Raw genomic sequence first — 21,673 nt, forward strand, 5'->3', positions numbered from 1 at the left:
GACGTGCACATCCACGCGTACGAGAAGCTCTGGCTCGCGCTCTCGATCGTGTTGATCCTCGCCCTTATCGGGACCGTGACGTACGGCGCCGTCGGCCCGGGCGTGGCGATGGTCGCCGACTCGCAGTCAACGATCGACCCGGCGGCGCTCGACGAGGACGAACGGTTCTCGGAGCCTCGGGTCGAGCAGGTCGGCGAGAACGAGTACGAGGCGTACGTCGTCGCTCGACAGTTCGGGTTCCAACCCGACCCGATCGTCGTGCCGGCGAACAGCACGGTGACGTTCTACGTCACCTCCGCCGACGTGATCCACGGGTTCGAGGTGGTCGGCACGAGCGCGAACACGATGGTCGTCCCCGGCGAAGTCTCGGAGATCACGGTCGAGACCGACGAGCCCACCGAGTACGGGATCGTCTGTAACGAGTACTGCGGCGCGGGTCACCACGTCATGCAGGGGAAGCTCCACGTCGTCAGTCAGTCGCAGTTCGAGAACCGAGGAGGTGACTCGGCGTGAGCACGGCCCTCGAGTCCGAGCGGACGTTCGTCGACAAGTTCCCCGACGAGGCGCGCGTCGTCCGCGCGGCCTTCCTGAGTTCATTCTTCGCCCTGTTCCTCGGTGCGGTGTTCGGGATCATCCAGACGCTCCACCGGACCGATGTCGCGCGGATCATCCCCTCAACGGATTACTACACCGTTCTCACCGCGCACGGCGTCTTCATGGTGATCAGCTTCACGATCTTCTTCCTCGTCGGGTTGTTCACTTGGGCGATAACTCGGAGCCTTGACCGGCCGCTGTTGAACATCAAGATCACGTGGACGTGGTACGGACTGATGGCGACCGGCATGACGCTCACCGGCATCTCGATCCTCGCCGGGTTCGTCGACTCCATCGACATGAGCGCGGACGTGCTATACACCTTCTACGCGCCGCTTCAGGCCCACCCGCTGTTCTACGCCGGGCTCGTTGTGTTCATCGTCGGCACGTGGATCGCGGGGGCGGACTGGTTCCGGACGTTCCTCGCGTGGCGGCGCGACCACCCGGACGAGCGGATCCCGCTCCAGACGTTCATGGTGTTGACCACGATGACGATGTGGTACATCGCCTCGTCCGCCGTCGCCGCCTCCGTGCTGCTGTTCCTCCTGCCGTGGTCGCTCGGCTTCATCGACCAGGTGAATCCGACGCTCACCCGAACGCTGTTCTGGTTCTTCGGCCACCCGGTCGTCTACTTCTGGCTGATGCCGGCGTACATGCTCTGGTACACCGTCCTGCCGAAGATCGCCGGCGGGCGGCTGTTCAGCGACCCGCTGGCCCGGGTCGTGTTCGTGCTGTTCGTCCTCCTCTCGACGCCGGTCGGGATCCACCACCAGTACCTCGACCCCGGCATCGCGGAGGGGTTCAAGTTCATCTCGATGACGAACACGATGTTCCTGCTGTTGCCCAGCCTGCTCACCGCGTTCACCGTCGTCGCGAGCGTCGAGTACGGGGCTCGCAAAAACGGCGGCACCGGACTGCTCGGCTGGCTCACGCACCTCCCGTGGCGGAAGCCGGAGTTCACGGGCATGATGCTCGCCGGGCTCATGTTCGCGGCCGGCGGCTTCTCCGGGATGGTGAACGCCGGAATGAACATCAACTACCTCATCCACAACACGCTGTGGGTGCCGGGCCACTTCCACCTCACCGTCGGGACCGCGGTCGCGCTGACCATGATGGCCGGGACCTACTGGCTCTGGCCGCAGATCAGCAACAAGCCGATCTACAGCAGTCAGATCGGACTGTTCCAAGTCGTGCTCTGGTTCATCGGCATGGCGCTGATGTCGAACGCGATGCACGCGCAGGGGCTGCTCGGTGTGCCGCGTCGGACCGCCGAACCGGAGTACTCCGGCTTCGACTACCCGACGATGTTCGGCGGCTTCGAGGAGCTGAACATCCAGATAGCGATCGGCGGGACGCTGCTTTTCGTCTCGACGATCCTGTTCCTCGGGAACCTCGTGTTGACGATGGGGAACCCGACGGTCTCCGGGCTCGCGGAGACCCTGCCGACGCCGGTCTCCGGGCCCGAGGACGCCCCGCAGGTGCTCGATAACCTCCGCCTGTGGGTCGGCATCGCTGTGACGCTCGTCGTCTTAGCCTACGCCCTCCCGATCGCGGCGATCATCCAGCGCGGCGGGCTGCTCGGCCCGGGCGTCGGCACCTATCCGGTGTGGCTCGCCCCCCTGTTGGACGCGCTCGCGAACGCGGCGGCGACGCTGTTCGGCGCGGTCGGCGACGCGGGGGCCTCGCTCGCCGGGGTGGTCCGATGAGCGTGGACATCAGCCGCGGCGGGCTGCTCGTGACGCTCGCGATCTTCGGCGTGATCGTCTACGAGATGCGGACCGTCCTCGACTTCGTCGGCCTCGAACTGCCGATCATCCCGTACATGGCGGCCGTCTTCGTCCTCGCCGGCCTCTCGGTCTGGTACGTCACGCTGAAGGGCGGGTGGCGCACCGAGCCCGAGGGCGACGAGCCGGCGTAGACACGCGATCGCCGCCCGCCGCTCTCGTTCCACCGCTCTTATTCCGGTTCTCGACTCCGTCGCGACCGACTCCACTGATAGAAGCAGTTATCCCTGCTCGCACGCAATAATGCGTATGGAATCCAATACTGTATCGAACGATGCCGACGCCGCCGAAGCGCCGGCCGGTGCGAACCGCCCGGTCTCGCTGTCGGACGAGGATGACCTCGACGAGTTCGTCGCGGACGCGGACGTCGCGCTCGTGGAGTTCTACACCGACGGCTGCGGCATCTGCGCGAGCATGGAGCCGGTAATCGGGAACGTGGCCCGCGGCGCCGACGCCGATCTGGCGGTCGGCACGGTGAACCCCCGCGACGACCCGCCGCTGGTCGAGCGGTTCGACGTGCGGAGCGTCCCGCTGTTCGTCCTCTTCGTCGACGGCGAACCGGTCGCGCGGCGCGCCGAGGGGTTCATTCCGGGCGACGAGCTGACGGCGTGGGTCGACGAACACGCGGCCTGAGCGATCGCGATTCGTCGGTTTGAGATCGTCTCGGGAGTTCGGTGTGGTGACGCGACGGCTATCGAAGCCCCAGTCGCTCGCCCGTACGACGATTTTATTTATAAACGAGGGTGTCATAGAAGTCTTCTCACACCTACCTAGGAATCGCTCAGTACAGGGAACTCGCAGATCGCTTAGACCATCCCAGTTTGACCCACAAGGCATACGTAATGTAAGACAAGACAAATTTATATGCTCTTGAACAAGCGAACAAGTGAGATTATAGTGGCTATAGCCGCGTTTCTCTTTGTTCTTGGGACGTTGACTGGGTTGCGAGTCTGGGACTTGGAACCCTCGACTTCAGTACAATCGGCTATTGTCTACGGTGGTGCGCTCTTTATTACTGTTATCGTTGTCTTGCGAGCGTTTCAGGGTGCAGATCTCGTTGGGAATTGGATACTCACATTCGGTCCATGTTTTGGTTTCACACTCAATCTGTTCATCCCAATCATGGCAAACCCGACCGCTTTCATATTTCCACTTGTCACCGGAGCAATCGTATCTGGCGTGATTACAGTAGTTGGGTACTTGATCGGACGAGGTTTCAGCGAGGTTTGAGATGAACAGGACGCGTAACCGGATTCAATAAGCAGCTCTCATCAACCGGCTGTTTTAGGCGAGAATGGCTATGTTGAAATCCTCAACAGGTGACATATTCTGACCCGGTTGCGGTCAATACAGGGAACTCACGAATCGCTCAGTACAGATGAACATAGAAAGTTTAGTATAGATTATAGGTTTATCAGAAAGCCTTTGTGTTCCTGTAGATCAGTGAAAAATAAATGTGCGATCCGTCACGCCGGCAATTTCTCAGATCTGGCGGTCTAATCGGCCTCATAGGGCTTGCTGGCTGTACATCAGTACCGTTCGTCGGGACACTTGGATTCCGGCTCCGTAATTATACAGACGAAGCCTACGAAGCTCGAATCGAGATCCAGGTTACCGGGCGGTCGGATTTCGAGAAGACGTATGACCTGCCGAGTCCAAGCGGAGCAGACCCGTACGTACACACTGAATCAACTGCCATCTCAAACGTGCCGAAGGGAATGTCATATACCGTTTCCCTGTTTCTCGATGGAACCGAGGTAGAGACCCTTACAGCGACTATGGACTGTGTAGGCCGCGATAAACAGCAGATAGAGGAAGAAATTGACATTAATATTGGATTCGGTGGAAACGATACGGTGAAAATGGCTGATTCCCAGTGCTGAATTAGCAAGCGCGTTCCATCGGCTGATTCAGCTGTGAATCCACGAAATAAATGTCGTGGTAAATCTTCTATGACACCCTATTATAAACTGCTAAGCCACGCGGACCGCTCCGAAGCCCCAGCCGCGAGGCGGGCGCACGCTCGGGGCGGTCCTCGCTCGTTCGCTCCGCTCACTCGCTGCGGTCCTGCCTTCGCCTGCGCCCGCCTCGCGACTGCCCCTTCGAGTCCCGCCCGACAGCACCGCACAGCGCCTCGCGCCTCCCCAGCCTCGTCGGTGGTCCTCCGCGTTGCTCCGGACCACCGACTCCCTCGCGCGTGCTCCTCGCGGTCGCCGAGGGCGACCGCTCGCAGGCACGCGCCACCGCAGTGCCGCTGTTCATTTATAAGTAGCTGCGATCGACGGAACCCTTTTGAGCCGGACCGGCGTACTCGGAGGCAGTATGGGACTGGGCTCGGACATGTACCGGCAGCAGATCCTCGACCACTACAAGAACCCGCGTAACTACGGGGAACTCGAGGATCCGGACTTCACGCACGTCGGCGAGAACCCCTCCTGTGGCGACACGATCCGGATGGACGTCCAACTCGACGACGCCGAGGAGACGGTCGAGGCAGTGCGGTTCACCGGCGACGGCTGCGCCATCTCGATGGCCTCCGCGAGCATGCTCTCCGAGCGGCTCCACGGGATGCCCGTCGACGAGCTCGACGCGCTCGACACCGACGACGTCACGGAGATGCTCGGCGTCGACATCTCGCCGATGCGCGTCAAGTGCGCGGTGCTGGGCCGACAGGTCGCGCAGGACGGCGCGAAGATCCACCGCGGCGAGCTCGACCCGGACGCGGACCGCACGGTCACCGAGGAGTAGCCGCTCGACTCTCGCTGCGGCCGGCTCGCGCCGCGGACGCGCCCGTCCCGAGCCCACCGGACTTTTGCCCGCGAACCACGTTCGTCCGCCCATGAGCGACGGCTTCGACAAGGAGGCGGAACGCGAGAAGCTCCGCGAGAAGTTCGCGGAGGACGAGAAGAAGCGCGAGCACACCCAGCAGATGTCCGAACTGCTCCTGAAGGGCGCGACGATGACGAACCGCCACTGCGGGGAGTGCGGCGACCCCATCTTCCGGTACGACGGCCGCGAGTTCTGCCCCACCTGCGGGAACGAGGCCGGGGGCGCGGCCGAGGCGGGGGAGGCTCCGGCTGAGGCGGGCGACGCTCCGGCCGAGGCGGACGGGGCTTCGGTCGAGGCGGGCGACGCTCCGGCCGACGCGGGTGACGCTCCCGCCGTCGCGACCGGAACGTCGACTGAAGCGGACGCCGAGGAGGGCGTCGACGCCGCGGCGGAGAACGGCGCGGTCGACTCCGGCGCGAACGAACCGGGCCGGTCGGAGTCGCCCCCGTCGACCGCGGCCCCGCAGGGCTCGACACCGTCGCAGGAGTCGGCGCCCTCGCAGGACTCGGCGTCGCCACGGAGGTCGTCGCCGCAGCGGTCCGAGCCGCAGCGGTCCGAGCCGCAGCAGTCGGTCCCGTCGCGGTCGGCCGACGACGCCGAGGGCGTCGGGGCCGCTCGCGCGTCGCTGACGCGGACGCTGACGCGGTTCGCGCGCGCCGCCGAGGAGACGGACGATCCGCGGCGCGCCCGCGACCACCTCGAAGCGGCCCGCGAGGCGGCCGAGGCGCTCGCGGCGCTGAATCGGTAGCCGGCGACGTCGCGACGCGGCGACGCCTCGAACGAGGGTGGGGTAGATCGGGAAGTACGGAGAGCGGGGAGACGGAAAATACGGGAGCCGGAAAAGACGAAGAGGGTGAGAGAGAACGGAGAGACGGCGGACTCGCTTCGGTCGCGGCGGCGTCAGGCCCGAACCGGCGAGCCGGCCGGCTCCATGTTCGCCCAGCTCGGCTCGTCGCACAACAGCGCGTGGACGATCCGGACGACCGCGTCGAGGTTCGCCTCGTTGTCGATCTCGCCGCGCTCCGCGCGCCGGACGAACTGATCGACTTCCTCCAGCGTCACGGTTCCGGCGGCGATAGCGCCGGTGACCGTCTCCGTGTCGCTTTCGAGCGCGTTCAACAGTTCGGGCGACGGATCCGGGTCGGACGTGGCGTGGCGTGGCGGGTTCTCCGGCTTCGCGGCGGTCATGTCGATAGTTACTATATAGCGAGTTAATATATTAGTATCGGAACTCATAAACTTCCTGTCAGTCTCGTGCTGGCTGCTGAGCGAGATGAATCGATGCGTCGGTGCTCGAACCGGACGCGCCGAGAAAATCGTCGAAATCCCAGCCAATCGCTTATAAATAATCCACAACGGATTGGCGGCGAACACCGCCAAAGTCCCAGCCAATCTCTTATAAATAGTTGACTGCGATCGGCGACGACCACCTCCAAAGCCCCAGCCGCGAGGACGGCGCACACTCGTTGCGCTCCTCGGTCGCTCACTCCGTTCGCTCCCTGCGGTGCTTACGTCGTCTGCGCCGTCCTCGTGGCTGCCCCTTTGAGTCCCGCCCCTCACAGCACAGCAGCCTCACGCCTCCCCAGCCTCGCCGCTCACTCCCTCCGGTCGCTCGCGGCGTCCCTCGCGCGTGCTGCTCGGCCGCAGAGCGGCCTCGCAGGCACGCGCCACCGCACACGTTCATTTATAAATAGGTCGCCGCTATCGCCCGCTCTCGACGGCGACGCGCATGTCTTGGGCGAGCCGCTCGGCGCGCTCGGGATCGGCGGACTCGGCGTAGATCCGGATCTTCGGTTCGGTGCCGGAGGGGCGGACGAGCACCCACGCGTCGCCGTAGTCGAGCCGGTAGCCGTCGGTCGTGTTCGGCTCCGCGTCGGCGGTCTCGACGTACGCGCGGGCGGCCGAGAGCATCTCGTCCCGCTCGTCGTCGTCCTCGTACTCCACGTTCGCCCGCACGAAGTGGTAGTCGCTGTACGGCGCGACGATCTCGCTGACGGGCGCGCCGCCGGCGTCGGCGAGCAGTTCGAGGAACCGCGCGCCGATGTACGCGCCGTCCCGCGAGAGCCGGTACGGCGGGAAGAAGACGCCGCCGTTCCCCTCGCCCGCGACCGGGACGTTGACCCCCTCCTCGTGGAGTTCGCGGGTGCGGGTGATGATGTTCGTCGCGCCGATGGGGGTCAGCTCCAGGTCGGCGTCGTTGGCGCCGCAGACGTCGACGAGCCGCTGGGAGACGTTGACCGCGCTGACGACCGCGTCGCCCGGGTCGAGGCAGGCGTCCGCCAGCGCCGCGAAGGAGGTGTCGCCGTCGACGAACTCGCCGTCCTCGTCGACGAACACCGCGCGGTCCGCGTCGCCGTCGTGCGCGATCCCCACGTCCGCGTCGCTCGTCGCGACCAGCCGCGAGAGGTCGCCGAGGTTCTCCGGGACCGGCTCCGAGTCGCGGCCGGGGAAGTGGCCGTCCGGGGTCGCGTTGACGGTCAGCACCTCGCAGCCGAGCTCGCGGTAGATCCGGGGCGACGCGACCGAGGCCGCGCCGTGCCCGGGATCGACCGCGACCGTGAGGTCGGCGTCGGCGATCGCCTCCCGGTCGACCGCGGCGATCAGCTGGTCGACGTAGTCGTCGACGGCGCCCTCGACCGGCGTCGTCGCGCCCGCCGCCCGCCAGTCGGCGTGGTCGTACTCGTCGTCGAGGACGCGCCGCTCGATCCGCTCTAACACGTCGACCGAGAGCTCCACGCCGTCGTCGCCGACGAGCTTGATCCCGTTGAACTCCGGCGGGTTGTGCGATGCGGTGACGAGGACGGCGGGCACCCCCGCCGACTCGCAGTAGTTGCCGACCGCGGGCGTGGGGACGACGCCGAGTCGGTCGACGTCGCAGCCGACCGCGGCGAGGCCGCTCGCGGCCGCGTTCGCGAACAGCTCGCCGGTGGTCCGCGTGTCGCGCGCGACGGCGACACGGTCGGCGTCCCAGACCGTCCCCGCCGCCTTCGCGATGTCGAGGACGAGCGCGGGCGTGAGGTACCGCAGCGCGACCCCGCGGATGCCGCTCGATCCGAACAGCTCCATGCGAGGCCATCCGCCGGCCGAGGGGAAAGCGGTTCCGAACCGCTCGGCGACGTGTCGGCGGAGGGACACGCTCGCGCCGGGCCCGCGACGACGCGTGCGGTTCATGCCGGTGGCGCTCGTTCGCCCCGTATGGACCACACGCGACGCGACGCGCTCGTCGGAAGCGCGCTCGCCCTGTCCGTCGCGACGGCGGGCTGCCTCGACTTCGCCGCGGGCGACGGGCCGCAGGGCCCCGAGGGGACGCCGGCGACGCTGACCTGCGAGGACGACGGGTTCGTCCGCCTCGATCGGCCGTTCGAGGCGTCGGTCGCCGAGACGCTCGTCGAGACGGGCGAGACGACCGTGGAGCTCTCCACCGAGGGGACGACCGAGACGTACGGCCAGTCGCTCCGGCTCGTCCTCCGGAACACCGGCGACGCTCCGACGCCCACGCGCGGCGAGTCCGCCTACTCGCTCCAGCGCGAGACGGGCGAGGGGTGGCTCGACGTCCGCGGATCGACGACGGGCGAGGCGGTCGAACTCCCGCGGAGCGAGTCGTCGCTCGGCACGAGCTCGGCGTACTCTTGGGACGTCACGCTGACCGAGTCGGGCATCGCCGACGCGGTCGACGGCGTCGACCTGGCCGTCTGTCCGCCGCTCGGCGCCGGGACCTACCGGTTCGTCTACTGGGGGCTCGTCGACGCGCCGCCGATCGGCGCGGAGTTCGAACTGGTCGGGTGAGGCCGGTTCGACGCGGGCCCGGTCGACTTCGGACCGCAGCGCGGGTCTCGACTCAGAACGACTGCCAGTCGGAGGGTTGGCCCACGCGGCCGCGGACCCGGAACTCCCGGTCGTCGTCCTCGACGCGCGTCTCGACGACGACCTCGAACGGCTCGTGGAGGGTGTGAACGACCTGCTCGTCGTGGGCGGTCGAGCCGACGACGCCGACGAACGGCCACCCCTCGCCGGATGTCTGGGAGGTCATCACGCGGGTGAACCGGTAGATGCGCTCGGGGTCCCAGTACATCAGCAGCTGCGAGAGCGAGTAGACGCCGACCGCGCGGTCGCGCCCGGCGGAGGACTCGACGATGTCGGTGAACTTGATGCCGATGTCCGTGAGGTTGCCAGCGCTGGCGACGTACTTGGTCGTCGGCGTGTCCTCGCGTTTGTCGCCCTGCTCGTGGGTGACGCAGTCGATGACGACGACGTCGTCGCCGTCGCCGCCCGTCAGCTCCTCGTAGTCGTCGCGGACCTTCTCCGCGGTCCGGCCCGTCGAGATGACGACCGGGCCGTCGGACCACGCGGCGAGCAGCCGGTTGAACAGGTCGTACTTCCCGCTCATCGGGGGACCGCTGATGAGGACGCTGTCGGCGCCGCGGACAGCGTCGGGAAGCGCGGTCATAGTGAAAACGTGAGAGAGTGTCGGGTAAAACCCTTCGGAGCGATCACTTTCGGAGCATGGAGGGGAGGTCGAGCGAGGACGGCGGTCCCTCTCGCGGCCCGTCGGTGAGTGTCAGCTCGCGTATCGCACCCGGGAGCGCGGCGGGGACGGGGGACTCGCGCGGCTCCCCCGACCCGTCGACGAGCGAGGCCCAGACGGACTCGTCGTCGGGGTCGTCCCGCTCCGCCTTCGCCTCCAGCGCCTTCGTCCGCCCCTCGTCGTACGCCAGCTCCACGATGCTCCGGTCGTAGCTCCCCGGGAACGCCTCCAACACCCGGTCGAGCTCCTCCGGGCGCGCGCTGTCGACGCCGGCCGCGACGCCCAGCGCGAAGGCGCGCTCGACGGCCTCCTCCCGCGAGAGGTCGTCCCACTCCGTGCCGAACGTGCGGTCGTACATCAGTGCGTCACCGTCGCGGCCGAGCCGACGCGAAGCCCGCCGTCGGTGAACTCCACGTCCTGGATGTCGGTGTCGACGTTCGTCCCCCGCATCTTCAGCACTTGGACCCCGCGTCGCATCCCCTCGTCCTCCAGGTAGTTGTGCATGAAGACGACGCCGTGCGCGAGGTAGTGCTCCTCGGAGTAGGCGCTCGGGTCGGTCATCTCGGAGATCAGGAGGGTCGTGGCGTCGGTCCGCTTCAGCGAGGAGAGCAGCTGGACCATCGTGTCCTCGTCGTCGTCGAGGAGGAACCGCAACAGCATCGTCGAGTCGAAGACGACCCGGTCGATGTCGCGGGAGTTGATGAACCCGGTGAGGCGGTTGGTGACGCCCGAGCGGTCGCGCCGGTCGCCGGGGAGGCCGAAGAAGCGCCGCCCGTCCGACGAGAAGGAGTCGAGGAAGGTGACGCGGTCGGAGTCGAGCGCGCGGTCGAACCCGAACTCGTAGCCGCTCATGTCCTCGCGGATCCCCTCCTTCGTCTCGTGCATGCTGATGTAGAGGACGTCCTCGCCGTTCCGGGCGCCCTGGGCCGCGAACTGCGAACAGAAGGTCGTTTTGCCGCTCCCGGGCGGACCGCTGACCACGTAGAGGCGGTCCGCGGGGAACCCGCCGTCGACGAGGGCGTCGAACCCCGGGACGCCGCTTGAGACGCGCATACGTGGGAGACCCGTCGGACGGCTGATAAGCGTTGGCACCCGGTTCTCACGGGTGAGAACCGACGCAGCCCTCGCGTGTCCCGCGTCGATCCGAGGGCGGCCGCTTCTCCCGACTACGCCTCCGCGGCCTCGACGTCGTCGAGGTCGGCGGCGAGCGCGTCGTCGACGTCCGGCGAGACCCACACGACGAACCGGTCGTCGGACTTGACGATGCCGCGGACGCCCTCGTCCTCGACGGTGGTGTTCTGGTCGACGTCCTCGGGCGAGACGTCGCGGACCTGGAACACCTCGTCGACCATCCAGCCGACCGTCCCGCCCTCGTCGATCTCGCCGTCGTCGAAGACGACGATCCGCTCGCGCGGCCCGTCCTCGTCGATGTCGAACACCGTCTTCGGGTCGACGATCGTCGTCGTCCGGCCGCGGAGGTCCATCACGCCCTCGACGTGGTCCGGCGAGTTGGGGATCCGCGTGAGCTCGCCGGCGTCGACGATCTCGTCGATGACGCCGATGTCCAGACAGTACGTCCCGTCGCCCAGGCCGAACTCCAACACCTTGGTCGGTTCGGCGTCCGCCTCTGTTGCTGCCATGCCCGTAGCTGCGGCGAACCGACAGATAATCGTGTCCCCTGAATTATCAGGGGTGATTACTGGGTCCGTGGATTTATGCTGATTCTGGGCGCGCCGTGAGACATGAGCAGGACGACGGATCGGCGCGGCGGTCGGGACGGGTCGCCGCGGGTGGTGGTCGTCGACGACTCGCCGTTCATGCGGGGACTGATAAGCGACCTCCTGAGCGACGCCGGGGTCGCGGTCGTCGGCGAGGCGGGGGACGGGGAGGAGGCGCTCTCGGTGGTCGCCGAGACGCGTCCCGACGTCGTGACGATGGACGTCGAGATGCCCGGAATGGGCGGGCTCGAAGCCGTCGAGCGGCTGATGGAGGAGACGCCGACGCCGGTGTTGATGCTGTCGGCGCACACGGACGAGGGCGCGGAGGTCACCTTCGAGGCGCTCGACCGCGGCGCGGTCGACTTCTTCGCGAAGCCCGGCGGCGAGGTGTCGACGGGCGTCTCGCGGGAGTCGGAGCGCCTCGTGGAGGCGGTGCGCTCGGTCGCGGGCGCCGACCTCGACGCCGCGACCCGCGAGCGCGACGACCCGAGCGCCGCGGCGTCGCGCTCGCCGGACGCCGGGTCCGAGGCGGACGCGGCCGACGTCGACGGGCCGCTGACCGTGGTGATCGCGGCCTCGACCGGCGGGCCGAACGCCGTCGAGCGCGTGCTGTCCGCGCTGCCGATGGCCGACTGCCGCGTGGTCGTCGTCCAGCACATGCCGGAGGCGTTCACCTCGCGGTTCGCGGACCGGCTCGACGCCGCCTCCGCGTACGACGTGCGCGAGGCCAGCGACGGCGCGCGGATCGGCGCCGGCGAGGTGCTCGTCGCCCGCGGCGGGAGCCACACGCTGATCGACAGCTACCGCTCGGGGCGGCTCCGGGTGAAGCTCGACGCGGACGACGACTCCCACACGGTCACCCCCGCGGCCGACGTGACGATGCGCTCCGCGGCCGAGGTGATCGACGACCCGCTCGTCGGCGTCGTGCTGACCGGGATGGGCTCGGACGCCGCGGCGGGGATCCGCGCGATGGCCGACGCCGGGGCGCGCACGCTGGCGCAGAGCGAGGACACCTGCGTCATCTACGGGATGCCGAAGCGCGCGGTCGAGACCGGCGGGGTCGACGCCGTCTGCGACCTCGACGACGTCGCCGGCGCGATCGTGGGGGGTGAGGCCTGATGGACTCCCACCGCGCCGCGTTCGTCGCCGAGGCCGAAGACGGGATCACCGACCTCAACAACGCCCTACTCGCCCTCGAAGCCGACCCCGAGGACACCGAGGCGATGGACGACGTGTTCCGCGTCGCCCACACCCTGAAGGGGAACGCCGCGGCGATGGGGTACGAGGACGTCTCCGACTTCGGGCACGCCTTAGAGGACCTGCTGGACGCGGTCCGGCAGGGCGACCGCGAGGTGACGCCCGAGCTGATGGACCTCCTCTTCGAGGGGGTCGACACGGTCGAGGCGATGGTCGAGGAGATCGCCGAGGCCGGCGAGGTGTCGACCGATCCCTCCGACCTCGAATCGCGCCTCCGCGAGATGGAGGAACACGGCACCGTCGGCGGCGGGGACGGCGGCGATTCGGCGGACGACGCCGCCGAGACCGCCGACGACGGGTCCGACGACGATGCCGCCGAGGAAGAGGGTAGCGGCGACGCAGATGAGGGCGAAGACGACGCCGACGTCTCGGTGCCGGAACCGCCGGCGGCCGCGGCCGACCTCCCCGACCCGGTCGCGTACGCGGACGTGACGATCGGCGACGCGCAGATGCCGGGCGTCGACGCCGCGCTCGTCCTCCAGGCGCTCGACGAGCAGTTCGACGCGCACGCGACCGACCCGGCCCCGGAGGCGCTGGAGGACGGCGAGTACGACGAGTCGTTCGACGCCTTCGTCGGCGGCGCCGACCCCGAGGTCGTCGCCGAGGGGCTCCGGGCGCTCACGCAGGTCGAGGCGGTCACTGCGGTCGCTGTCGGCGACGGCGCGGACGGCGCGGCCGCGGTCGGCGACGGCGAGGACGCTGCGGCCGCGGAACCGAGCGACGGGGACGCCGAGTCGGTCGGTTCGGCCGACGCGGACGCGACGGCCGACGACGAGTTCGAGTCCGCCGAACCGGCGGATCCCGAGAGCGCCGAACCGGAACCGACCGACGACGCGACCGACGCACCCGAGCCGTCGGACGCCGACCCCGACGCTGACGACTCCGACGGTTCGGACCCGGCGTCGACCGGTTCGGACCCGGCGTCGACCGATTCGGACTCGGCGTCGACCGATTCGGACCCAGTGTCGACCGATTCGGACTCGGCGTCGACCGATTCGGACCAGAAGCCGAACGACTCCGGCTCGAAGTCGGAGTCGAAGTCCGGCGACGAGATCAAATCGATCCGGGTCGACGTCGACCAGGTCGACGAGCTGTACGGGCTCGTCGAGCAGCTGGTGACGAGCCGGATCAAGCTCCGGCGGGAGCTGGAGGCCGCCGACGCCGAGTCGGACACGTTAGACGAGCTCGACAAGCTCGCCTCCAGCCTTCAGGACACGGCGATGGACATGCGGCTCATCCCGTTCTCGCAGGTGTCGGACTCGTTCCCGCGTCTCGTCCGCGACATCTCGCGGGACCTCGACAAGCGGATCGACTTCGAGATCGAGGGCGACGACGTCGAGCTCGACCGCACCATCCTCACGGAGATGCGCGACCCGCTCGTGCACGTCCTGCGGAACGCGGTCGACCACGGGATCGAGCCGCCCGAGGAGCGCGAGGCCGCCGGGAAGGACCCGACCGGGCACGTGGAGCTCACGGCCGAGCGCGAGCGCGACCACGTCATCATCGAGGTCGCGGACGACGGCGCGGGGCTCGACCCCGACCAGCTCCGCGACAAGGCGGTCGAGGAGGGGGTCAAGAGCCGCGAGGCGGTCGAGGCGATGGAGGACAGCGAGGCGTACGACCTCGTCTTCCACCCCGGCCTCTCGACCGCCGAGGAGGTCACGGACGTCTCCGGCCGCGGCGTCGGGATGGACGTGGTCCGGACGACCGCGCGCGACCTCGACGGCTCCGTCTCCGTCGAGAGCGAGCCCGGCGAGGGGACCACGGTCCGCTTCCGGCTCCCCGTCACCGTCGCCATCGTGAAGGTGATGTTCGTCGACGTCGGCGGCACGGAGTACGGCATCCCGATCAAGTCGATCGCGGAGGTCGCCCGCGCCGACGACGTCGAGGAGGTCCATGGCGACGAGGTCGTCAGACACGAGGACGACCTCTACCCCGTCATCCGGCTGAACGAGCGCCTCGGCGAGATCGACTCGACCGCGGCCGAGGCCTCGGCGGCCGCCGACGAGACCCCCGCCGCCGACGGCGGCGTCGCGGTCGACGACGGGACCGACCCCGCCGGACCGGCAACCGACGACGCGGGCGGCGCGGGCGCGACCGACGACGGGATGCTCGTCCGGATCCGCGAGGAGACGCGGCAGGTCGCGCTCCACTGCGACGCGGTGTTAGACCAGGAGGAAGTGGTCGTCAAACCGCTCGACGGCCCGCTCTCGGGGACGCCCGGACTCAGCGGCACGGCGGTCCTCGGCGACGGGGACGTCGTGGCCGTGCTCGACGTGGTGAGCCTATGAGCGAGTCCGCAGACGACGGCGAGACGGCGTTCGAAGGCGTCCTCCGCCAGATCGACGACACGGTGCCGTTCGAGCCGGGCTACTACAACGAGTCGTACCTCGACCGCCGGATCACGGCGCGGATGCGCCGGCGCGACACGGAGTCGCACGCCGAGTACGAGCGCATCCTGCGCGAGGACGCCGACGAGCGGCAGGCGCTGATGGACGCGCTCACGATCAACGTGACGGAGTTCTTCCGCAACCCGGAGATGTGGGACGTCCTCCGCGACGTGTTGCGCGAGCGGACCGCGGAGCAGCGGCGCGTCCGCGTCTGGTCGGCGCCCTCGGCGGACGGCCGCGAGCCGTACTCCGTCGCGATGTTAGCCTGCGACGACCCCGAGATCGACGAGTCGCGCGTGGAGGTGCTCGGCTCCGACATCAGCGAGGAGGCGCTCGACAACGCCCGCGAGGGCGTCTACCACACGACGCGGACGACCGACATCGCCGAGGAGCTCGAACCCCTCTCGGACCCGGACCGCTACGTCGAGCGCGACGGGGACACGTTCCGCGTCCGCGAGGCCCCCCGCCGGCTCGTCGAGTTCGCGACGCACGACCTGATCCGCGACGGCGCCCGCGACCCCTTCGACGTGGTGCTGTGCCGGAACCTGCTGATCTACATCGACGTCGACCACAAGGCGGCTCTGTTCGACACGCTGGAGGCGTCGCTGGCCGACGACGGCGTCCTCGTGTTGGGGATGACCGAGAGCGTCCCCCCGGACCGCTCCGACCGCTACGAACCGATCGACAAGCGACGGCGGGTGTTCGGGAGGCGCTGATGTCGCTGTACCAGCACGCTCGGGACGGGAACGCGGAGCGACTCCGGGACGCGCTCGGCAGCGACAGCGCGGCCGTCCGGCGGCGCGCCGCGGAGTTCCTCGGCGAGATCGGCGAGGAGGACGACCAGCCGACGGTCGACGGGCTGCTCCGCGCGGCGACGACGGACGACGACCCCGAGGTCCGCGGCGCGGCGGTCGACGCGCTCGACGAGATCGGCGAGGCGGCGCTCGAACAGCTCCTCGAAGAGCTCACGGGCGGGGGCGGCGACTCGGAGGCGGAGTGGGTCACCGCGCGAAAGTTCGCCCGCGCGCTGAAGGCCGACCGTCCGGAGCTCCGGATGGCGGCGGCGAACGCGCTCGGGCGCCTCGACGACGCGAGCGGCCTCCAGGCGCTGGTCGGCGCGCTCGACGACGGGGACGCCCGCGTCCGGCTCCGCGCGGCGCAGGCATGCGGGACCTACGCCGACGCGCGCGCGGTCCCGGGGCTGCGCGAGCGGCTCGACGACGAGGAGCCGCGCGTCCGGCGGGCCGCCGCGAACGCGCTGGGGACGATCGGGACGGACCAGGCGCTGTCGCCGCTGCTCGAACTGCTCGACGACGGCGACGAGTCGATCCGACGGATCGCGGCCGGCGCGCTCGGGAAGGCCAGCACCCCGGAGCCGGTCGAGCCGCTCGCGCGGGCGCTCGGCGACGAGAGCGCCGTGGTGCGGAACGCGGCGGTGTACTCGGTGATCGAGCTGCTCTCGAACGTGCCGACCGAGCAGAGCCACGCCGTCCGCGACCAGGTGGTCTCGGAGCTGAAGGCGGCCGACGACGCGACCGTCGTCGAGCCGCTCGTCGAGATCCTCACCGAGGGCCAGCAGTCCCGCCAGCGCCGGAACGCGGCGTGGATCCTCGGTCGGGTGGCCGACCCGGACACGGCGACCGCGGTGGAGGCGCTCGCGGACGCGCTCGCGGACGACGACCCCCAGACCGCGCAGTTCGCGGCGACGAGCCTCAAGAGCCTCGGCGGCCCGGTCGTCGAGGACCGCCTGCTCGACATGCTGGGCCCCGAACACCCGGAGGACGCCCGCGCGAAGGCGGTGTTCGTTCTCGGGCAGATCGGCGGGCAGGAGACGCTCAACCGCCTCGAAGAGTACGCCGACGACGACAGCCAGGCCGTCAGAAAGCGCGTGTTCTCGGCCGTCTCGAAGCTGCGCGCGGGGGGTCCGTAAATGGCGCAAGAGGAAGGCGAGTACAAGATCACCGACACGCAGGCGAAGTTCGCGGTCGCGGTCCGCGAGGGCCGGAAGGTGAGCGACGTCTCGTGGACGCCCGGCCGCGTCCTCCTCTCGAACCGGCGGCTCATCCTCGCCGGCAACGACGGGAAGCGGACCGTCCCGCTGTCGAAGCTGGAACGGCTCGGCGGCCGGCACGACGCGAACCAGTCCGTCGCGCGCGTCTCCAACTACGTGAGCTTCGACCTGGGCGAGCAGGTGTTACTCGTCGCCGCCAAGGACCACGAGCCGTTCGAGCGCGACGTCTACCGCGCGCTGCTCGACCAGAAGACCGTGATGGTGAAACACCCCGCCATCGAGGGCGGGGTCGTCACGGACACCGAGTGGGAGCAGGCCCGCGTGAAGATCGACGAGAACGGGCTCAACGCCGCCCTGGAGCGCGGCGCCTTCGTGAAGTTCGACCTCGACGACATCAGCGGGCTCGATGCCGCGAAGCGCACCGTCAACGGCGACAAGAAACCCGTCATCGAGGTGTCGCACACCGACGACGAGGGGACGAGCATCGAGACGCACGTCGCGGGCGACCCGAGCCGGATGCGGTTCGTCGAGTCGTGGCTGCGCAAGGGCGAGGAGCGGTCGTCGACGAACGTCGACCTCTCCAGCCGCGACCGCGAGGTGCTGATGGCCCTGTACTCCGGCGTCTCGCCGTTCGAGATCCCCTCGTTCCTCGGGATGGACGTCGACGACGTCGAGGAGACGTTCGAGCGGCTCGTCGAGCTCGAAGTGGTCGAGGAGGTGCGGGTCCGCCGCGAGGTCGCGCTCAACTCCCGCGGCCGCAACATCGCCAGCGAGGCGATGAACGAGCAGTAACGGCGCTCACCTCTCCCGGACGGCGAGTCAACGCCGGCGCGCCGCGGCGTCGAACCACCCTTAAGTCGGTGCCGCGCCGAGTCGGTCCATGAGCTACGAGGCAGTGCTTTTCGACCTCGACAACACGCTGTACCCGTACGCCCCGTGTAACGAGGCGGGCAAGCGGGCCGCGCTCGACGCCCTCCGCGAGCGCGGGTACGATCTCGACCGCGACGCGTTCGACGACCTGTACGCGACCGGGCGGCGGGAGACCAAACGGGAGACCGGCGGGACCGCCGCCTCGCACTCCAGGCACGTCTACTTCAAGCGCGGGCTGTACCGGCACGCCGGCGACCCCGACCCCGCGGGCGCGCTGGCGGCCGGCGACGCCTACTGGAACGGCTACCTCGCGGCGATGTCGCTCTGTGACGGCGTCGAGGCGGTCCTCGACGCGCTCGACGCGGCGGGGACCGATGTCGCGGTCGTGACGAACCTCACGACGCGGGTCCAGCTGCGGAAGCTCGTGCGCCTCGGGATCGACGACCGGATCGACCTGCTCGTCACCTCCGAGGAGGTCGGCCGCGAGAAGCCGAGCGCGCTCCCGTTCACGGCCGCGCTCGCCGAGCTCGACCGCCGGCCGAGCGAGGCGCTGGCGGTCGGCGACAACGTCGAGACCGACGTCGCCGGCGCGAACGCCGTCGGGCTCGACTCCGCGCTGTTCGTCGCCGACGGGGACGCGCCCGCCGACGCGGACCTCTCCGAGGGGCAGCGGCCGGACCACCGGCTCGACGCGCTCGCCGACCTGACGGAGGCGGCGGCGTGACCCCCGACGGCTCCGGCGGCGGCGGCTCCCGCTCCGCAGGCGGTTCCGGCCGGGACGCGAACCCGGACCTCCTCCGGGAGGCGCGTGAAGCGGTCGTCGAGTACGCACCGGCGCTCGCGGACCTGACGCCCGGGCGGACCGGGAACCTGAGCGTCCGCGACGGCGACCGGGTCGCGGTCACGCCCACCGGCGTCCCCTACGACTCCTTCGACGCGGCGGACGTGCCCGTGGTGTCGCTGGCGGGCGAGCGGCTGGCCGGGCGGATGGCGCCGTCGAGCGAGGTGCCGATGCACACGGGCATTTATAAACACGACCGGCCGGGCGCGATCGTCCACACCCACTCGCCGTGGGCGACGACGATGGCGACGCTCGGTCGGAAGCTCCCCCCGATCCACTACATGATCGCCGCCGTGGGCCGGGAGGTGCCGCTCGCCGACTACGCGCCGTACGGCACCGAGGAACTGGCGGCGAACGTCGTCGCCGCGATGGCCGAGGCGGACTCGGACGCCGCAATCTTAGCGAACCACGGGCTCGTCGTCACCGGGCCGGACGTGGAGACGGCGGTAGAGAACACCCGCCACGTCGAGGACATCTGTCGGCTCTACCTGCGCGCGTCCGCCGTCGGCGAGCCGCACGTGCTCACCGACGAGCAGATGGCGACGGTGGAGGAGCGGTTCGAGAGCTACGGCCAGCAGCCGGACGCGGAGTGAGGAGGGGAATCGCCGACAGTCGGCCGGTTTTATAAATACACGGGCGGCTACCGGATCGGTATGACAGACACCGAGCCGGCGCCGGCGGTCCGCGAGACCGCCGAGTCGATCGCGACCATGGAGATCCGCGGCGCGGCGACCATCGCCTCCGCGGCCGCCGAGGCCCTCGCCGAGCAGGCGGAGGCGGCGGCCGAGGCGGACGCGACCGCGAGCGACCCCGCGGCGTTCCGCGCGTCGCTGCGCGCCGCCGCCCGGACCCTCCGCGAGACGCGCCCGACCGCGGTGTCGCTGCCGAACGCCCTCCGCTACGTCCTCCAGCGGATGGAGGGCGACTCGGTCGACCGGCTCCGCCGGAGCGTCGTTGACGCGAGCGAGGCGTTCGTCGACCAGCTCGACCGCGCGCAGGAGGACCTCGGGCAGGTCGGTGCCAACCGCCTCGCGGACGGCGACACGGTGATGACCCACTGCCACTCCACCGACGCCCTCGCCTGTATCGAGGCGGCCGTCGAACAGGGGAAGTCGATCTCGGCGGTCGTCAAGGAGACGCGCCCCCGCCAGCAGGGCCACATCACCGCCGAGGCGCTCCGCGACGCGGGGGTCCCCGTCACGCTCATCGTCGACTCCGCGGCGCGGCGCTACCTCGACGAGGTCGACCACGTCGTCGTCGGCGCCGACTCGATCGCCGCGGACGGCGGCGTGATCAACAAGATCGGCACCTCCGGGCTCGCGGTCAACGCCCGCGAGCGGGGCGTTCCGATCATGACCGCGGCCCAGACGATCAAGCTCCACCCGGAGACGCTGACGGGCCACACCGTCGAGATCGAGATGCGCGACGAGGCCGAGGTGATAGACCCGGAGGCCCGCGACGAGATCGGCGAAATCGACGTCGAGAACCCCGCGTTCGACGTGACGCCGCCGCGGTACATGGACGCGATCGTCACCGAGCAGGGGCAGTTCCCCCCGGAGAGCATCGTGACGCTGATGCGCGAGCTGTTCGGCGAGGGCGCGGCCGAGCCGTGGGCCGAGCCATGAGCGGGCGCGACGGCGCTGCGGGAGACGACGGCGCGGGTGACGGGGAGCGACCCGATGACGGTACCGAGGTCGACGACGACGAGGGCGTCGACGACTGGGACGAGACCGTCGCGGAGTGGGACCGCGAGGTCGACGAGTGGGAGGAGCCCCCGGACGGCGGCACCGAAGGCCGGGTCGACGGCGACGGGCCGGACGCCGACGGAACCGGCGACGGGCCGGACGAGGTCGACCCCGCGGTCGACCGCGACCCCGACCTGACCCCGGGCGACGCCGACCGCGTGCCGAAGGTCGTCTCGGCGGGCCACATCAACTGGGACGTGACGATCCACGTCGACAGCCTGCCCGAGCCGGACGGGGAGACGCGGATCGACCGGCTCGAACAGTCCGGCGGGGGCAGCGCCGCGAACGTCGCGGTCGGGCTCGTCGATCTGGGCGGCCAGTCGGTCGTCTACGGGAGCGTCGGCGGCGACGAGTCGGGCGCGCTCGCGCTGCGCGAGCTCGCCAGCGCCGGCGTCGACCCCGGGCAGGTGCTCGTCGACGCCGACGAGCCCACCTCGGTGAAGTACGTCATCGTCGACGGCGGCGGCGAACTGCTCATGCTCGCGAACGACGGCGCCAACGAGTCGTTCTCCGCGGCCGGGCTTGACCGCGACACGCTCGCGGCCGCCGACCACCTCCACCTCACGGGACAGCAGCCCGAGACCGCGGCGGCGCTCGCGACCGCGGCCGCGGAGGCGGGCGCGACGCGGAGCTTCGACCCCGGCCGCCGCGTCGCGGACCGCGAGTTCGAGGCCGCGCTCCACGCGAGCGACGTGCTATTTTTAAATGACCGCGAGGCCGACGCGCTCGAAGCGGCGACCGACGTCGACCCGTGGGAGCCGGACGACCGCGTCGTCGCGATCAAGCTCGGCGACGAGGGCGCCACGGTGCGGACGCCGCACGGGAGCGTCTCGCACCCGGGGTTCGACGTCGACCCCGTCGACACGACCGGCGCGGGCGACGCCTTCGCGGCCGGGTTCCTCGCGGCCGCGCTCCGGGAGTCGGAGATCACCGGCGACGGGTTCTCGCACGACCCGCGCGACTACCAGGTGCCGATCCTGGTCGGCAACGCCTGCGGCGCGGTCGCGACCGAGTCGGTGACCGCGCGCACCGACCTCTCGTGGGAGCGCGTGCGGGAGCGGATGGGCGAGTCGCCCGAGTCGGACCTCCTCATCGAAGTCCGGGCCTGA

Annotated in this window: 24 protein-coding genes; 18 read left to right on the plus strand and 6 right to left on the minus strand. The window is 69.6% G+C overall.

The features are described 5' to 3' along the window. The first annotated feature begins 3 nt into the window (after nt 1-3). The 8 genes from AC4NMM_RS08655 to AC4NMM_RS08690 all read left to right on the plus strand — a co-directional run bounded on the left by AC4NMM_RS08655 (nt 4) and on the right by AC4NMM_RS08690 (nt 5,955). Nucleotides 4-513 carry a cytochrome c oxidase subunit II gene (locus AC4NMM_RS08655; RefSeq protein WP_092920014.1) on the plus strand — a complete coding sequence of 170 codons (510 nt, stop codon included), beginning with the start codon at nt 4-6 and terminating at the stop codon, nt 511-513. Further along, nucleotides 510-2,300 carry a b(o/a)3-type cytochrome-c oxidase subunit 1 gene (locus tag AC4NMM_RS08660; protein WP_096394693.1) on the plus strand — a complete coding sequence of 597 codons (1,791 nt, stop codon included), beginning with the start codon at nt 510-512 and terminating at the stop codon, nt 2,298-2,300. The genes AC4NMM_RS08655 and AC4NMM_RS08660 overlap by 4 nt, the downstream gene beginning before the upstream one ends. Beyond that, complete coding sequence (locus AC4NMM_RS08665; RefSeq protein WP_096394695.1) at nt 2,297-2,512, plus strand: CbaC protein; 216 nt, start codon at nt 2,297-2,299, stop codon at nt 2,510-2,512. Before AC4NMM_RS08660 ends, AC4NMM_RS08665 begins: the two co-directional genes overlap by 4 nt. Nucleotides 2,513-2,627: 115 nt before the next feature. Beyond that, a complete protein-coding gene (locus AC4NMM_RS08670) occupies nt 2,628-3,011 on the plus strand; it encodes a thioredoxin family protein (protein ID WP_491924094.1) in 384 nt (127 codons plus the stop codon). Between the two features lie 231 nt (nt 3,012-3,242). After that, complete coding sequence (locus AC4NMM_RS08675; protein WP_157745955.1) at nt 3,243-3,608, plus strand: hypothetical protein; 366 nt, start codon at nt 3,243-3,245, stop codon at nt 3,606-3,608. Nucleotides 3,609-3,832: 224 nt separating this feature from the next. Continuing rightward, on the plus strand, nt 3,833-4,261 hold the full coding sequence (locus AC4NMM_RS08680; RefSeq protein WP_096394699.1) for a hypothetical protein: 429 nt from the start codon (nt 3,833-3,835) through the stop codon (nt 4,259-4,261). Between the two features lie 439 nt (nt 4,262-4,700). Continuing rightward, the gene (gene sufU, locus AC4NMM_RS08685) at nt 4,701-5,126 is read left to right on the plus strand and encodes a Fe-S cluster assembly sulfur transfer protein SufU (RefSeq protein WP_096394701.1); all 426 of its coding nucleotides are present in this window, start codon (nt 4,701-4,703) and stop codon (nt 5,124-5,126) included. A gap of 91 nt (nt 5,127-5,217) precedes the next feature. Beyond that, nucleotides 5,218-5,955: an Sjogren's syndrome/scleroderma autoantigen 1 family protein gene (locus AC4NMM_RS08690; protein WP_096394703.1), complete on the plus strand. Its 738-nt coding sequence runs from the start codon at nt 5,218-5,220 to the stop codon at nt 5,953-5,955. A 152-nt stretch (nt 5,956-6,107) separates the two neighbouring features. Here the strand turns inward: AC4NMM_RS08690 and AC4NMM_RS08695 are convergent, their stop codons facing one another. Both AC4NMM_RS08695 and glmM read right to left on the minus strand, forming a co-directional pair. Then, nucleotides 6,108-6,395 (minus strand): hypothetical protein, encoded by a 288-nt coding sequence (locus tag AC4NMM_RS08695; protein WP_096394705.1) that lies wholly within the window; start codon nt 6,393-6,395, stop codon nt 6,108-6,110. A 513-nt stretch (nt 6,396-6,908) separates the two neighbouring features. After that, nucleotides 6,909-8,273 carry a phosphoglucosamine mutase gene (glmM, locus tag AC4NMM_RS08700; protein ID WP_491924095.1) on the minus strand — a complete coding sequence of 455 codons (1,365 nt, stop codon included), beginning with the start codon at nt 8,271-8,273 and terminating at the stop codon, nt 6,909-6,911. Nucleotides 8,274-8,402: 129 nt separating this feature from the next. Here glmM and AC4NMM_RS08705 point away from each other — a divergent pair, with 129 nt between their 5' ends. Then, a complete protein-coding gene (locus AC4NMM_RS08705; RefSeq protein ID WP_491924096.1) occupies nt 8,403-8,993 on the plus strand; it encodes a hypothetical protein in 591 nt (196 codons plus the stop codon). Nucleotides 8,994-9,045: 52 nt separating this feature from the next. On the opposite strand, the gene AC4NMM_RS08710 is transcribed toward AC4NMM_RS08705, so the two are convergent. From AC4NMM_RS08710 to AC4NMM_RS08725, 4 genes are all read right to left on the minus strand, one after another. Beyond that, a complete protein-coding gene (locus AC4NMM_RS08710) occupies nt 9,046-9,654 on the minus strand; it encodes a DUF7504 family protein (protein WP_096394711.1) in 609 nt (202 codons plus the stop codon). Nucleotides 9,655-9,697: 43 nt separating this feature from the next. Next, on the minus strand, nt 9,698-10,090 hold the full coding sequence (locus tag AC4NMM_RS08715) for a DUF8057 family protein (protein ID WP_491924097.1): 393 nt from the start codon (nt 10,088-10,090) through the stop codon (nt 9,698-9,700). Beyond that, nucleotides 10,090-10,785 (minus strand): RAD55 family ATPase, encoded by a 696-nt coding sequence (locus tag AC4NMM_RS08720; protein ID WP_096394716.1) that lies wholly within the window; start codon nt 10,783-10,785, stop codon nt 10,090-10,092. The genes AC4NMM_RS08715 and AC4NMM_RS08720 overlap by 1 nt, the downstream gene beginning before the upstream one ends. A 113-nt stretch (nt 10,786-10,898) precedes the next feature. Next, nucleotides 10,899-11,372 (minus strand): chemotaxis protein CheW, encoded by a 474-nt coding sequence (locus AC4NMM_RS08725; protein WP_096394718.1) that lies wholly within the window; start codon nt 11,370-11,372, stop codon nt 10,899-10,901. A 102-nt stretch (nt 11,373-11,474) separates the two neighbouring features. On the opposite strand from AC4NMM_RS08725, the gene cheB reads away from it, so the two are divergent. From cheB to AC4NMM_RS08770, 9 genes are all read left to right on the plus strand, one after another. Further along, a complete protein-coding gene (cheB, locus tag AC4NMM_RS08730) occupies nt 11,475-12,569 on the plus strand; it encodes a chemotaxis-specific protein-glutamate methyltransferase CheB (protein WP_096394720.1) in 1,095 nt (364 codons plus the stop codon). Beyond that, entirely contained in the window at nt 12,569-14,998 is a 2,430-nt protein-coding gene (locus AC4NMM_RS08735; RefSeq protein ID WP_491924098.1) for a chemotaxis protein CheA, read from the plus strand. Before cheB ends, AC4NMM_RS08735 begins: the two co-directional genes overlap by 1 nt. Next, entirely contained in the window at nt 14,995-15,813 is an 819-nt protein-coding gene (locus AC4NMM_RS08740; protein ID WP_096394724.1) for a CheR family methyltransferase, read from the plus strand. Before AC4NMM_RS08735 ends, AC4NMM_RS08740 begins: the two co-directional genes overlap by 4 nt. Continuing rightward, entirely contained in the window at nt 15,813-17,027 is a 1,215-nt protein-coding gene (locus AC4NMM_RS08745; RefSeq protein WP_096394726.1) for a HEAT repeat domain-containing protein, read from the plus strand. Before AC4NMM_RS08740 ends, AC4NMM_RS08745 begins: the two co-directional genes overlap by 1 nt. Beyond that, nucleotides 17,028-17,900, plus strand: a complete 873-nt coding sequence (locus AC4NMM_RS08750; RefSeq protein ID WP_096394728.1) for a CheF family chemotaxis protein — start codon at nt 17,028-17,030, stop codon at nt 17,898-17,900. An 88-nt stretch (nt 17,901-17,988) separates the two neighbouring features. Then, the gene (locus tag AC4NMM_RS08755) at nt 17,989-18,702 is read left to right on the plus strand and encodes a ribulose-1,5-bisphosphate 5-phosphatase (protein WP_096394730.1); all 714 of its coding nucleotides are present in this window, start codon (nt 17,989-17,991) and stop codon (nt 18,700-18,702) included. Next, entirely contained in the window at nt 18,699-19,412 is a 714-nt protein-coding gene (locus AC4NMM_RS08760) for a ribulose-1-phosphate aldolase (RefSeq protein ID WP_491924099.1), read from the plus strand. Before AC4NMM_RS08755 ends, AC4NMM_RS08760 begins: the two co-directional genes overlap by 4 nt. Before the next feature lie 60 nt (nt 19,413-19,472). Beyond that, the gene (locus AC4NMM_RS08765; protein ID WP_491924100.1) at nt 19,473-20,444 is read left to right on the plus strand and encodes a ribose 1,5-bisphosphate isomerase; all 972 of its coding nucleotides are present in this window, start codon (nt 19,473-19,475) and stop codon (nt 20,442-20,444) included. Then, nucleotides 20,441-21,673, plus strand: coding sequence for an ATP-dependent ribose-1-phosphate kinase (locus tag AC4NMM_RS08770; RefSeq protein WP_491924101.1), 1,233 nt, complete (start codon nt 20,441-20,443; stop codon nt 21,671-21,673). Before AC4NMM_RS08765 ends, AC4NMM_RS08770 begins: the two co-directional genes overlap by 4 nt.

This window comes from Halorubrum sp. SD41 (genome assembly GCF_058630335.1).